The 13,746-nt window shown below is 61.2% G+C and carries 14 protein-coding genes; 7 read left to right on the forward strand and 7 right to left on the reverse strand.

Annotation, left to right across the window (positions count from 1 at the left end):
• The first annotated feature begins 120 nt into the window (after positions 1-120).
• Positions 121-414 (forward strand): hypothetical protein, encoded by a 294-nt coding sequence (locus GH769_RS22735; protein ID WP_020301872.1) that lies wholly within the window; start codon positions 121-123, stop codon positions 412-414.
• A 59-nt stretch (positions 415-473) separates the two neighbouring features.
• On the opposite strand, the gene fba is transcribed toward GH769_RS22735, so the two are convergent.
• The 6 genes from fba to tkt form a co-directional block, all read right to left on the reverse strand.
• A complete protein-coding gene (gene fba, locus GH769_RS22740) occupies positions 474-1,538 on the reverse strand; it encodes a class II fructose-bisphosphate aldolase (RefSeq protein ID WP_003177554.1) in 1,065 nt (354 codons plus the stop codon).
• 124 nt (positions 1,539-1,662) lie between these two features.
• Positions 1,663-1,995 (reverse strand): MliC family protein, encoded by a 333-nt coding sequence (locus GH769_RS22745; RefSeq protein ID WP_014720277.1) that lies wholly within the window; start codon positions 1,993-1,995, stop codon positions 1,663-1,665.
• 61 nt (positions 1,996-2,056) lie between these two features.
• Entirely contained in the window at positions 2,057-2,284 is a 228-nt protein-coding gene (locus GH769_RS22750) for a hypothetical protein (protein WP_003194953.1), read from the reverse strand.
• A gap of 31 nt (positions 2,285-2,315) precedes the next feature.
• Positions 2,316-3,479 carry a phosphoglycerate kinase gene (locus tag GH769_RS22755; protein WP_003194956.1) on the reverse strand — a complete coding sequence of 388 codons (1,164 nt, stop codon included), beginning with the start codon at positions 3,477-3,479 and terminating at the stop codon, positions 2,316-2,318.
• A gap of 17 nt (positions 3,480-3,496) precedes the next feature.
• On the reverse strand, positions 3,497-4,552 hold the full coding sequence (epd, locus tag GH769_RS22760; protein ID WP_003194958.1) for an erythrose-4-phosphate dehydrogenase: 1,056 nt from the start codon (positions 4,550-4,552) through the stop codon (positions 3,497-3,499).
• A 138-nt stretch (positions 4,553-4,690) separates the two neighbouring features.
• A complete protein-coding gene (gene tkt / locus GH769_RS22765; protein WP_019817446.1) occupies positions 4,691-6,688 on the reverse strand; it encodes a transketolase in 1,998 nt (665 codons plus the stop codon).
• A 260-nt stretch (positions 6,689-6,948) separates the two neighbouring features.
• Here tkt and GH769_RS22770 point away from each other — a divergent pair, with 260 nt between their 5' ends.
• The 5 genes from GH769_RS22770 (at position 6,949) to GH769_RS22790 (ending at position 11,911) form a co-directional block, all read left to right on the forward strand.
• The gene (locus GH769_RS22770; protein WP_003194962.1) at positions 6,949-7,944 is read left to right on the forward strand and encodes a metalloregulator ArsR/SmtB family transcription factor; all 996 of its coding nucleotides are present in this window, start codon (positions 6,949-6,951) and stop codon (positions 7,942-7,944) included.
• Positions 7,945-7,963: 19 nt separating this feature from the next.
• On the forward strand, positions 7,964-9,154 hold the full coding sequence (metK, locus tag GH769_RS22775) for a methionine adenosyltransferase (protein ID WP_003194964.1): 1,191 nt from the start codon (positions 7,964-7,966) through the stop codon (positions 9,152-9,154).
• 212 nt (positions 9,155-9,366) lie between these two features.
• On the forward strand, positions 9,367-9,717 hold the full coding sequence (locus GH769_RS22780) for a DUF1090 family protein (RefSeq protein WP_014720281.1): 351 nt from the start codon (positions 9,367-9,369) through the stop codon (positions 9,715-9,717).
• Between the two features lie 95 nt (positions 9,718-9,812).
• Positions 9,813-11,477, forward strand: a complete 1,665-nt coding sequence (gene ligB, locus GH769_RS22785; RefSeq protein ID WP_165835043.1) for an NAD-dependent DNA ligase LigB — start codon at positions 9,813-9,815, stop codon at positions 11,475-11,477.
• Between the two features lie 38 nt (positions 11,478-11,515).
• Positions 11,516-11,911, forward strand: a complete 396-nt coding sequence (locus GH769_RS22790) for a DUF1090 domain-containing protein (RefSeq protein ID WP_014720283.1) — start codon at positions 11,516-11,518, stop codon at positions 11,909-11,911.
• Between the two features lie 6 nt (positions 11,912-11,917).
• Here GH769_RS22790 and GH769_RS22795 read toward each other — a convergent pair whose 3' ends face one another.
• Positions 11,918-12,367 carry a cytochrome c gene (locus GH769_RS22795; RefSeq protein WP_032902296.1) on the reverse strand — a complete coding sequence of 150 codons (450 nt, stop codon included), beginning with the start codon at positions 12,365-12,367 and terminating at the stop codon, positions 11,918-11,920.
• 129 nt (positions 12,368-12,496) lie between these two features.
• On the opposite strand from GH769_RS22795, the gene GH769_RS22800 reads away from it, so the two are divergent.
• The gene (locus GH769_RS22800; RefSeq protein ID WP_020301867.1) at positions 12,497-13,690 is read left to right on the forward strand and encodes a murein transglycosylase A; all 1,194 of its coding nucleotides are present in this window, start codon (positions 12,497-12,499) and stop codon (positions 13,688-13,690) included.
• Positions 13,691-13,746: the final 56 nt, after the last annotated feature.

Here is a 13,746-nt window from a genome sequence, read left to right on the forward strand (position 1 = left end):
GAGACCTTCGGGTCTGCCGGGTTCCTCGTATCCTCGGTCTGCGAACCTGCACACAGCTACCACCCACTTCGTTTCGCAGCGAATGGCGGTAGTCCTTTTCAGATACGAGGAATATTTGCCATGACCCAACAGCTTCCACCCCGCCGCTTTAGCCCCTGCACAGAAACCGCCACCGACTACCCCGTGCTGCTGATCGACAGTGAAGCCCCACTGCTCGAACTCCACGCCTGCCTGCGCGAACGTCTCAACGCCGCTCTGGAACACCTGAACCTGATGGCCTGCTCCAGCCTGCCGGACTTTGCCGAGCGCGACCTGAACAATATGGCCAATACCGCCCGCATTCTGGTGCAGGACGTGAGTGATGTGTTTCGGGTCATTGAACACCGTGGTTTCGGCGCTTCATCTGCAAGTTGATTAAATGGTGTCCATAAAAAAGCCCGCATCGCTGCGGGCTTTTTATTAACACTTGAGGCTCAGTTCACCTTAGCGTTCAACTCACCTTTCAAATACCGCTGGTACATCGCTTCCAGTGAGATCGGCTTGATCTTCGAAGCATTACCCGCCGTACCAAACGCTTCATAACGTGCAATACACACATCACGCATCGCCGTCACAGTGGCGCCGAAGAATTTACGCGGGTCGAACTCGCTCGGGTTGGTGGCCATCAGGCGACGCATCGCACCGGTGGAGGCCAGGCGCAGGTCGGTGTCGATGTTGACCTTGCGCACGCCGTACTTGATGCCTTCAACGATTTCTTCAACCGGTACGCCGTAGGTTTCTTTGATGTCGCCGCCATACTGGTTGATGATCGCCAGCCACTCTTGCGGTACCGAGGAAGAACCGTGCATCACCAGGTGGGTGTTGGGGATGCGCTTGTGGATTTCCTTGATGCGGTCGATGGCCAGCACGTCGCCGGTAGGCGGCTTGGTGAACTTGTAGGCGCCGTGGCTGGTGCCGATGGCGATGGCGAGGGCGTCGACCTGGGTCTTCTTGACGAAGTCGGCCGCTTCTTCCGGGTCGGTCAGCATCTGGCTGTGATCCAGCACGCCTTCGGCGCCGATGCCGTCTTCTTCGCCGGCCATGCCGGTTTCAAGCGAACCCAGGCAGCCCAGCTCGCCTTCAACCGAAACGCCGCAGGCGTGGGCCATGGCCACGGTTTGTTGGGTGACGCGTACGTTGTACTCGTAGTCGGTTGGGGTTTTGCCGTCTTCACCGAGGGAGCCGTCCATCATCACCGAGCTGAAGCCCAGTTGGATCGAGCGCTGGCACACGTCAGGGCTGGTACCGTGGTCCTGGTGCATGCACACCGGGATGTGCGGGAATTCTTCGATGGCAGCGAGGATCAGGTGACGCAGGAACGGGGCGCCAGCGTATTTGCGCGCACCGGCCGAAGCCTGGACGATCACTGGGGAGTCGGTCTTGTCAGCGGCTTCCATGATGGCGCGCATCTGCTCAAGGTTGTTGACGTTAAAGGCTGGGACGCCGTAGCCGAACTCGGCTGCGTGGTCCAGCATTTGACGCATGCTGATAAGTGCCATTGTGTTGTCTCTCCCGGTCGAGGGTCGTTAATCGTGCAAGCCTGCCGTAGCGGCGGCTGCTATTCAAGTTATTGCAGATCAAGGGGTTGAGCCTTGTGCTGCTGAATCGTTATTGCTGTTGGGTTCAGTTGGCTTTGCAGCCGCGCCCAATCAAATCATCCGTCGCCACCCAGTACACCAGGCCTTCCTCACCTTTGGTGTGAAACGCCAACTGGCCGTCGCTATACAGCACGCCGGAGGCGGCTACCTCTTGCTTGAGCCGATAAACCTGGTCCGAACCGCCGAGGCGTACATCCACTTCGGAACGGGCCTGGTTGGCAAAGCGCCAGTTGACCTCGGCCTTGCTGTCGCAGGTCCAGGTGGTCCATTTGTCGGCTGGCTCTGCCTTGTTGAACAGGTTCATGCTGCTGCAGCCGGCCAACAGGGCCAGAGCTGCCAGGGCGAAAACGCCTTTCATTGCCAATCCTCGCAGGGAGGCCTATGGGCCGCCGTTGCTGTCGGTTAGTGGATCAGACCCGTCATGGGCAACCCTGTTCCTGACCGTTGGGCGCGGAGTCGTATTTCTCCAGCCGTTCGTTGCCGATGCGCTTGTTGATCACCGGCATGGTCTCGGCTTGCCAGTCAGCCTGGTAACAGCTTTTTCTCAACGGTGCCTTGGCATTATCCGCCTCGGGCGCCGCGCTGGGTGTGCTGCCGCAGCCGGCCAACAGGCCCGCTGCGATCACCAGTGCCAACGACTTGATCATGGGAACGCTCCTTTTCCTGATCACGCGAGCCTTAACCTTTGGCTCGGGTTTCCAGCACTTCCACGGCTGGCAACACCTTGCCCTCGACGAACTCGAGGAAAGCGCCACCACCGGTAGAAATGTAGGAGATCTGATCAGCCACACCATATTTATCGATTGCCGCCAGAGTATCGCCACCGCCAGCGATGGAGAACGCCGAGCTTTCAGCGATCGCTTTAGCCAGCACTTTGGTGCCGTTGCCGAATTGGTCGAACTCGAATACGCCCACCGGGCCATTCCACAGGATAGTCTGGGATGCCTTGAGCAGCTCGGCGAAGTTGGCTGCCGTTTGCGGGCCGATGTCCAGGATCATGTCGTCGTCGGCCACGTCAGCGATAAGCTTGACGGTCGCCGCGGCGCTTTCCGCGAATTCCTTGGCAACCACCACGTCCACCGGCAACGGCACGCTGACCTTGGCGGCGATGGCGCGGGCGGTGTCGAGCAGGTCTGGCTCGTACAGGGACTTGCCCACCGGGTGGCCGGCAGCAGCCAGGAAGGTGTTGGCAATGCCGCCGCCGACGATCAGTTGGTTGCAGATCTGGCTCAGGCTGTTGAGCACGTCCAGCTTGGTGGATACCTTGGAGCCGGCAACAATGGCCGCCATCGGTTGGGCCGGAGCGCCCAGGGCCTTGCCCAGCGCATCCAGCTCGGCAGCCAACAACGGGCCCGCCGCGGCGACCTTGGCGAACTTGGCCACGCCGTGGGTCGAACCTTCGGCGCGGTGGGCGGTGCCGAACGCGTCCATCACAAACACGTCGCACAGGGCGGCGTATTGCTGGGCCAGTTCGTCGCTGTTCTTTTTCTCGCCCTTGTTGAAGCGCACGTTTTCGAACAGCACGATATCGCCGGCTTTCACGTCCACGCCGCCCAGGTAGTCTGCGACCAATGGCACGTCACGGCCCAGGGCCTTGCTCAGGTACTCGGCGACCGGCTTGAGGCTGTTTTCGGCAGAGAACTCACCTTCGGTCGGGCGACCCAGGTGGGAGCAGACCATCACGGCCGCGCCTTTTTCCAGGGCCAGCTTGATGGTCGGCAGCGAGGCCAGGATTCGCGCATCGCTGGTGACAACACCGTCCTTGACGGGGACGTTGAGGTCTTCGCGGATCAGTACGCGCTTACCTTGCAGATCGAGGTCGGTCATCTTCAACACGGTCATGGGTCGCAGTTCCTGAATTACTGTTGAGGTTGTTTAGAAGCGATGTGCAGATAGTGTTCGGCAACATCCAGCATGCGGTTGGCAAAGCCCCATTCGTTGTCGAACCAGGCCAGAATGTTCACAAGCCTGGGGCCGGAAACGCGGGTCTGGCTGGCATCGACAATCGCCGAATGCGGGTCATGGTTGAAATCGCAACTGGCGTGGGGCAGCTCGGTGTAGGCCAACAGACCTTTGAGCGGGCCGCTGGTGGCGGCGTCGCGCAGGATCCGGTTGACTTCGGCCGCGTCAGTGTCACTGACGGTTTGCATGGTGATATCCAGGCAAGACACATTCACCGTCGGCACCCGTACGGCTTTGGCCTGGATTCGCCCGGCAAGTTCCGGCAGCAGTCGCTCGATGCCACGCGCCAGGCCGGTGGACACCGGAATCACTGACTGGAACGCCGAACGCGTGCGCCGCAGGTCTTCGTGGTGATAGGCGTCGATGACCGGCTGGTCGTTCATCGCCGAGTGAATCGTGGTGATCGACACGTAATCCAGGCCGATCGCCTGATCCAGCAGGCGCAGCAACGGCACGCTGCAGTTGGTGGTACACGACGCGTTGGACACCAGCAGCTCATCGCCGGTCAGGCAGTCCTGGTTGATGCCGTAGACGATGGTGGCGTCGACATCCGCCTCGCTGGCCATCGGCTGGGAAAACAGCACACGCGGTGCGCCGGCGTCGAGAAAACGCTGGCCATCGGCACGGGTGTGATAAACACCGGAGCATTCCAGCACCAGGTCGACGCCCAGTGCTTTCCAGTCGATGCCTTCGGGGGTGGCACTGCGCAACACTTGCACGCAGTTGCCATTGATATGCAGACAATCGCCTTCAACCCGCACTTCGCCAGGGAAACGGCCGTGGGTGGAGTCAAAGCGTGTCAGGTATTCGATGCTGGCCATGTCGGCCAGATCATTGATCGCGACAATTTCAAACCCGGCCGCCGCCCCTCGCTCGAACAGAGCACGCAAGACGCAACGACCAATGCGGCCGTAGCCGTTGAGTGCAACTTTGTAGGGACGCGGTTGGGGCATGGGGTTCTCGATCAAGGTTAGTTCAGTGATGAATGTACTGGCGCCATCGCGGGCAAGCCCGCTCCCACAGTGGACCGCGATCCAAATGTGGGAGCGGGCTTGCCCGCGATGGCGCCAGTACAGACAACGCAGACTGACTTAGTCTTCCAGCAACTCTTCAGCCTGACCCAGGATGTTTTCCAGGGTGAAACCGAACTCTTCGAACAAGGCTGGCGCCGGTGCCGACTCACCGTAGGTGGTCATGCCGATCACGCGGCCTTCCAGGCCCACGTATTTGTACCAGTAGTCAGCGTGAGCCGCTTCGATGGCGATACGCGCACTGACCTGCAACGGCAATACCGATTGCTTGTAACCGGCGTCCTGGGCTTCGAACACGCTGGTGCAGGGCATGGACACAACGCGCACGTTGCGGCCTTGCTCGGTCAGCTTGTCGTACGCCTGAACGGTCAGGCCCACTTCGGAACCGGTGGAGATCAGGATCAGCTCCGGCTCGCCGATGCAGTCCTTGAGCACATAACCGCCACGGCTGATGTCGGCGATCTGCGCGTCGGTACGCACCTGGTGTTGCAGGTTCTGACGCGAGAAGATCAGCGCCGAAGGGCCGTCCTTGCGCTCGATGGCGTGCTTCCAGGCCACAGCGGATTCCACCGCGTCGGCTGGGCGCCAGCAATCGAGGTTCGGCGTGGTACGCAGGCTGGTCAGTTGCTCGACCGGCTGGTGCGTCGGGCCGTCTTCGCCCAGGCCGATGGAGTCGTGGGTGTAGACGTGGATCACGCGCTTCTTCATCAGCGCCGCCATACGTACGGCGTTACGTGCGTATTCCATGAACATCAGGAAGGTCGCGCCGTAAGGCACCAGGCCACCGTGCAGGGACACGCCGTTCATGATGGCGCTCATGCCGAACTCGCGCACGCCGTAGTACATGTAGTTGCCGCTGGCGTCTTCGGCAGAGACACCTTTGCACCCCTTCCACAGGGTCAAGTTGGAACCGGCCAGGTCAGCCGAACCGCCGAGGAACTCAGGCAGCAACGGGCCAAAGGCGTTCAGGGTGTTCTGGCTGGCTTTACGGCTGGCGATGGTCTCGCCCTTGGCCGCGACTTCAGCGATGTAGGCCGAGGCCTTTTCCGAGAAGTCGGCAGGCAGGTCACCGGCCAGGCGGCGTACCAGCTCGTTGGCCAATTCCGGGAATTCGGCGGAGTACGCAGCGAAACGCTGGTCCCACTCGGATTCAGCCGCCAGGCCTTTTTCCTTGGCATCCCATTCGGCGTAGATATCGGCCGGGATTTCGAACGGGCCGTGGTTCCACTTCAGTGCTTCGCGGGTCAGGGCGATTTCCGCGTCACCCAGTGGGGCGCCGTGGCAGTCTTCTTTACCCTGTTTGTTCGGCGAGCCGAAACCGATGGTGGTCTTGCAGCAGATCAGGGTTGGCTGCGCGCTCTTGCGAGCGGTGTCGATGGCGGTCTTGATCTCTTCCGGATCGTGGCCGTCGACATTGCGGATCACCTGCCAGTTGTAGGCTTCGAAACGCTTAGGCGTGTCGTCAGTGAACCAGCCTTCGACTTCGCCGTCGATGGAGATGCCGTTGTCATCGTAGAAGGCGATCAGCTTGCCCAGGCCCAGGGTGCCGGCCAGGGAGGCGACTTCGTGGGAAATGCCTTCCATCATGCAGCCATCACCCAGGAATACGTAGGTGTGGTGGTCAACGATGTCGTGGCCAGGGCGGTTGAACTGCGCGCCCAGGACTTTTTCCGCCAGGGCGAAACCAACCGCATTGGCCAGGCCTTGGCCCAGGGGACCGGTGGTGGTTTCCACGCCTGGGGTGTAGCCGAACTCCGGGTGGCCCGGGGTACGGCTGTGCAGCTGACGGAAGCTCTTGAGGTCGTCAATGGTGACGTCGTAGCCGGTCAGGTGCAGCAGCGAATAAATCAGCATCGAGCCGTGGCCGTTGGACAGCACAAAGCGGTCACGGTCGGCGAACGACGGGTTGCTCGGGTTGTGTTTCAGGTAGTCACGCCAAAGTACCTCGGCGATATCCGCCATGCCCATCGGGGCACCGGGATGGCCGCTGTTGGCTTTTTGCACGGCATCCATGCTGAGGGCACGAATGGCGTTGGCACGCTCACGACGGCTGGGCATCGCTGATCTCCTGGAGTTTGCTTATAAAGAAACGGAAAAAAGGACCGGCATTTTCCCTCAGCCACCGCCTGCGGGCAATGACAGATAGTTACTTGTGGGCGTTTTTCCTGTGCTTTGGGCACCAATCCCTTGCAGAAACCTTTAACCGGTTCGTCTAAAGGTTATAGCGACGGCTTATAACCGCCACTTATCGATCAATATCAAAACTTTTTGATATTGGCCTTGCGGGGATCTACACCCGTCACTAGACTGCTGGCCTTATGAACCTACCCGTGCCCTCCCTGCGTCCTGATGACGGCGATGAACTGGCTGCCTTGTGCAAGGCCGCTGGCGATCCGTTGCGCTTGAACGTACTGCGTGCACTGGCCAACGATTCTTTCGGGGTACTGGAGCTGGCGCAGATCTTCGCCATCGGCCAGTCCGGCATGAGCCACCATTTGAAGGTGCTGGCCCAGGCCGACCTGGTGGCTACCCGTCGCGAAGGCAATGCGATTTTCTACCGGCGTGCCCTGCCCCATACCGAACTGCTTGGCGGCAAATTGCACGCTGCCCTGCTCGACGAAGTGGATAACTTGTGCCTGCCCGGCGATGTGCAATCGCGCATCGGCCAGGTGCACGGACAACGCGCCGCCGCCAGCCAGGATTTTTTCTCACGGGTGGCCGACAAGTTTCGCGCCCAGCAGGATCTGATCGCCGGCTTGGCCCAGTACCGCGAAAGCGTACTGGCGCTGCTGGACAAGCTGAGCTTCAGTGAAGAGGCCACGGCCTTGGAAGTCGGCCCTGGCGACGGCGGTTTCCTGCCCGAACTGGCGCGCCGCTTCGAGCAGGTGACCGCGCTGGATAACAGCCCGGCGATGCTTGAACTGGCGCGCCAACTCTGTGAGCGCGAAGCCTTGGGCAATGTGCGCCTGCAGTTGGCCGACGCCCTGAGTGACACCGGCCTGCGAGCCGATTGCGTGGTGCTGAACATGGTCTTGCACCATTTCGCCGCCCCGGCAGAAGCTCTCAAGCAAATGGCCGGGTTGCTGCACCCCGGCGGTAGCCTGCTGGTTACGGATTTATGCAGCCACAACCAGAATTGGGCCAAGGAGGCCTGCGGTGATCTCTGGCTGGGTTTTGAACAGGACGATCTGGCCCGTTGGGCCACCGCTGCGGGACTCGTTCCCGGGGAAAGCCTCTATGTAGGTTTACGTAATGGTTTCCAGATTCAGGTCCGCCATTTTCAGCGACCGGCTGGCGACACTCACCATCGGTAAATATCAGGAAAACATCGAGATGAGCGAATACTCCCTTTTCACCTCCGAGTCCGTGTCTGAAGGGCATCCGGACAAAATCGCCGACCAGATTTCTGATGCGGTGCTGGACGCTATCATCGCTGAAGACAAGTTCGCCCGTGTGGCGTGCGAGACGCTGGTGAAAACGGGCGTGGCGATCATCGCCGGCGAAGTTACCACCACTGCCTGGGTCGACCTGGAGCAGATCGTGCGTGACGTGATCACCGACATTGGCTACAACAGCTCCGACGTCGGCTTTGACGGCGCAACCTGCGGTGTGATGAACATCATCGGCAAGCAGTCCCCGGACATCAACCAGGGCGTTGACCGGGCCAAGCCTGAAGACCAGGGCGCCGGCGACCAGGGCCTGATGTTCGGCTACGCCAGCAACGAAACCGACGTACTGATGCCCGCGCCGATCACCTTCTCGCACCAGCTGGTACAACGCCAGGCCGAGGCGCGTAAATCCGGCGTACTGCCATGGCTGCGCCCTGACGCCAAGTCCCAGGTGACCTGCCGCTACGAAGGCGGCAAAGTCGTGGGCATCGACGCCGTCGTACTGTCGACCCAGCACAACCCGGACGTGTCCTACGCCGACCTGCGTGAAGGCGTGATGGAGCTGATCGTCAAGCACGTGTTGCCTGCCGAACTGCTGACCAAGGACACCCAGTTCCACATCAACCCGACCGGCCAGTTCATCATCGGTGGCCCCGTGGGCGACTGCGGCCTGACCGGCCGCAAGATCATCGTCGACAGCTACGGCGGCATGGCCCGTCACGGCGGTGGCGCGTTCTCCGGCAAGGACCCGTCCAAGGTTGACCGTTCTGCGGCTTACGCCGGTCGTTATGTGGCCAAGAACATCGTGGCTGCCGGCCTGGCCGAGCGCTGCGAAATCCAGGTTTCCTACGCCATTGGCGTCGCCCAGCCTACGTCGATCTCGCTGAACACCTTCGGCACCGGCAAGATCAGCGATGACAAGATCGTCAAGCTGGTGCGTGAGATCTTCGACCTGCGCCCTTACGCGATCACCACCATGCTCGACCTGCTGCACCCGATGTACCAGGAAACCGCAGCCTACGGCCACTTCGGCCGCACCCCGGCGCAGAAGACTGTGGGTGATGACACCTTCAGTACCTTCACCTGGGAAAAAACCGACCGCGCCAACGACCTGCGTACCGCCGCCGGCCTGTAATCGTTCGCGGTAAATAGAGCCCCGCCAGGTCTGCCTGGCGGGGCTTTTTGTTGCCTGCAGGGCCTCTTCGGGCTTTTTTGGATCCAAGGCTTGCAGGCAAAATGATGGCCCACTAGAATCCGCGCCCTCTCGGGCCCTTCACCTTATTTGGATATTGCACTGCGCCCGCCCGGGATGGATAAGCGCGCAGGCAATCGAACATTGAGGTTTTCATGCGCATTTCCACGCTCGCCCCTGCCGCCCTTCTGCTCAGCCTGTTCACCCTGTCGGCCCAGGCCGCTGACCTGAACGCGCTGAGCGGCGCCCTGAGTGCCCAGCTCGGTGGCGGCAACGCCGGCGACTGCCAGCAGCAACCCAAAGACCTGCAAGCCAAGATCGACGCGGCCAATGCCAAGAACGATCTGTTGAAAGTGCGGGCATATGAGGCTGCGCTGGAGCAGGTCAACAAAGCTTGCAACAAACTCGCCGACAGCCAGGCAAAAGTCGACGCCAAGCAGCAAAAACAGCAGGCCAAGGCTGAAAACAACGACGCTGTGAAGGCCTTGGGCGGCCTGTTCAAGTAAACAGAAATACCCGGTAAAAAGCCCCGCTCGGTCGGGGCTTTTTTGTGGGCGCGTGGATCACTTAGGCTGGGCGCCCTTTTCGAGCAAGGATGCTCATGATGCACGTATTACTGGCTGCTCTCATAAGCGCCCTGCCAGCCTGGGCCTGGGCCGAAGCCTGTCCGGATAACGTTCACTTGCAGTTGGAAACCCTGTCCAGGCAAATCCAGCAGTGGGACGACAGCTACCATCGGCAGGGCCAATCCCTGATCAGCGATGAACTTTACGACCAGGCCCGCAAGCGCCTCGCGCATTGGCAAGAATGCGCCCGCCAGCAGCCCCCCAAGGCTGATAACCCGCTAGCCAGTGCGCGCGGCACCCTACGTCACCCGGTCGCGCACACCGGCCTGCAAAAGCTGCCGGGCGAGCCTGCCGTCAGTGACTGGCTTAGCACACGCCGGGATGTATGGGTCCAACCCAAGGTCGATGGCGTCGCGGTGACCCTGGTGTATCGCCAAGGCCGCTTGCACCAGCTCATCAGTCGGGGCGACGGCCTGCTGGGGCACGACTGGTCAGCCTCCGCCGCCAAGATCCCCGGCATTGTCCAACAGTTGCCCGACGCCGTTGACGTGGTGCTGCAAGGCGAACTCTATTGGCGCCTCAATCACCATGTGCAAGCGCTCAAGGGCGGGCTCAATGCACGCAGTAAAGTGGCTGGCCTGATGAACCGTCGCCAGTTGAGCGACGCCGAGGCGGCAGGGATCGGCCTGTTCGTCTGGGCATGGCCCGACGGCCCGAAGGACTTCACCGAACGCCTGGCCACCCTGGCGCGCTGGGGGTTTAGCGACAGCCAGCAGTACAGCCAACCCGTCGCTTCCATTAGCGAAGCTGCGCATTGGCGCACGCACTGGTACAACGCGGCATTGCCTTTCGCCAGCGATGGCGTGGTGCTGCACCAGGCTGCGCGAGCGCCCGCCGAGCGCTGGCAAGCCAGTGCGCCGTATTGGTCGGTTGCCTGGAAGTACCCTGCCATCAAGGCCCTGGCCCTGGTACGCAATGTCCAGTTCAGGGTGGGGCGCACCGGGCGCATTACTCCAATCCTCGAACTGGAACCCGTGCGGCTGGATGATCGGCAGATCAGCCGGGTCAGTGCCAGCTCCCTGAAACGCTGGCAAGCCCTGGATATCCGCCCCGGCGATCATGTGTCGATCAGCCTGGCGGGCCAGGTGATACCGCGACTGGACGAGGTGATCCTGCGCAACGAGACGCGCGTGGACCTGCAGGTACCCGACCCTCAAGACTTCCACGCTTTGAGCTGCTGGCAACTGGACCCCGGCTGCGAAGATCAGTTGCTCGCCCGCCTCACCTGGCTGAGCGGCAAACACGGCCTGGCCTTACCCCATATGGGCCGTGAAACCTGGAACGTATTGATTCAGGCCGGTCTAATCGCAGGCTTTCTCGATTGGTTGACCCTGGATGCGGCCGAGCTTGCTACCATTGAGGGCTTAGGCGAGCGGACCCGTGCGCGGGTGCTCGACAGTATTCAAAGCGCCCGGCAACGCCCTTTTTTACAATGGCTCCGCGCCTTGGGCATACCGCCAGCGGCGCGCAACAACCTGGAAGGTAACTGGCAGACGCTGGTCGCCAAAGACCCCCAAGCCTGGCTGGCCTCAGACGGCATTGGCCCGGGACGCGCGGCGCAACTCAGCGCTTTTTTTCGCGACCCGCAGGTACAAGCCTTGGCTGAAACATTACGCGTAGCCGGGATAGATGGGTTTTGAACACCCCCGGCCACCTGATTGCGAACTTGGAGCTTTATATGAAATTTCTCGCCCCCTTTGCCTTGCTGACCGTCGCAAGCTTCATGGCCACGCCACTGTTGGCCGCCGAAGACGTACAACCCCTCACCGGCTGCGCCGCCAAGCGCCAGGCCATCAGCAGCCAGATCGAACAGGCCAAGGCCCACGGTAACCGCGCCCAGCAGGCCGGTCTGGAAAAAGCCTTGGACGAAGTCACTACCCACTGCACCGATGCCGGCTTGAAGAAAGAACGTGAAAACAAGGTGCTCGACGCCAAGCACGAAGTCAGCCGCCGTCAGGCCGACCTCGACAAGGCTATGAAAAAAGGCGACCCGGACAAGATCAACAAACGTAAGGAGAAGCTGGCCGACTCGCGCAAAGAGCTGCAAGACGCGGTGGAAGAACTTGATCAGTAAAACCGGTCAATGATCGCGGAACTGTTTATGGCAGGCGCTGCAGGCATCTTCAACTTTTTGCACCGCAGGTTGCAGGCTGCTGGCCTTGTAGGGCTGCACTTGGCTGGCGATCACCAATTCACCGGTGGCCGCCTCAAGATCGCGGGCCAATTGTTGGAACTGCGCCTGTTTTTGCCACACATCATCTTTGGCACTGGTGTGGTCTTCTTCGCGCACGCTCGGGAAATGCTTCCACGGCTCATGGGACAACGCATCCAGTTTGACCGCACCCTCGGCGAACTTGGCGCCGTCAAATGGGATACGCCCGCGCAGCATCCCGCCCAGGTCTTCACCAGTCTTGAGCATCTGCTTGAAGATCGCCTTGCGCTGGCCCAGGGGGGAATTGGGATCAACACCGCCACAGGCAGACACTACCAGGCAGGCCAGCAATACAACGGTCAATTTTTTTAACATCATCATGGCTTCAAGGTCACGGGAAACGGCGGCCAGTATCCTCGCACCGCCCGCAAAGACCAATAGCCCTATTAATAATAAGGGTTGCCCGAATGCAGTGAAGCACGGGCAATCGTTTCAGGAATTGCTTGCATGAATGTCACCTTCAAACCCTGGGGCCGGCGCCTGGCGTGGGCTCTGCCAATGTTCGCGCTACTGGCCGGCTGCGATGCCGGTAAAGACGCCGGCAAAGAAGCTGCCCAGGAACCCACCAAACCTCACGCCGTTGCCACCTACGTGAGCGCACCGTGGGAAGCCTTGCCGAGCGTTTCCGACAGCGACTTGCTCGCCGGCTTCGAATCCTGGCGCAGCGCCTGCCAGCGCCTCAAGGCCGACCCGATCTGGGGCCCGACCTGCGCGGCAGCGACCAGCGTTCCGGGCGATGCCGTGGCGGTTCGTGGCTTTCTCAAGGAACACCTGGATGTCTTCGGCCTGCGTTCGGCGGACAACACGCCAAACGGCTTGATCACAGGTTATTACGAGCCGGTCTACCCCGGCAGCCTGACCAAGACCGCCACCGCCCACGTGCCGGTATACGGCGTGCCGGACGACCTGATCATCGTCAACCTCGACAGCATCTACCCGGAACTCAAGGGCAAGCGTCTGCGCGGGCGCCTGGAAGGTCGTGTGCTCAAGCCGTATGACGACGCCAGCACCCTCAACAGCCAAGGCTCCACCGCCAAGCCGATCGCCTGGCTGACCGACCCGATGGACCTGCAATTTCTGCAGATCCAGGGCTCGGGGCGTATTCAACTGGCCGGTGGGCGCCAACTGCGTGTGGGTTACGGCGACCAGAACGGCTACCCGTACCGCCCCATAGGCCGTTGGCTGGTGGAACAAGGCGAACTGAAAAAAGAAGACGTGACCATGGCCGCCATCAGCGCCTGGGCCAAGGCCCACCCGCAGCGCATTCCAGAACTGTTGGCGAGCAACCCCAGCTACGTATTCTTCAGCGCCCGCCCCGACAGTAACGAAGGCCCGCGCGGTTCGCTGAACGTGCCATTGACCGCCGGCTACAGCGTGGCGGTGGATCGCAAGGTGATTCCGCTGGGCAGCCTGTTGTGGTTGTCGACCACCAAGCCGGACGGCACGCCACTGGCACGCCCGGTCGCCGCGCAGGACACCGGCGGCGCAATCACCGGAGAAGTGCGCGCAGATCTGTTCTGGGGCACAGGCAATGCCGCAGGCGAGTTGGCGGGGAACATGAAACAGCAAGGGCAGATCTGGATGCTGTGGCCCAAAGGCGTGGCGTTGCCACAGGTGCCGGATGCGCCTGCCGGCACCTGACAACCTCTGATAGTCAATGTGGGTGGGGGCTTGCCCTGATCCCAGCCAGTTATCGC

Origin of the sequence: Pseudomonas sp. CFSAN084952, from assembly GCF_009648855.1 — a bacterium.
Lineage (GTDB): Bacteria > Pseudomonadota > Gammaproteobacteria > Pseudomonadales > Pseudomonadaceae > Aquipseudomonas > Aquipseudomonas paracarnis.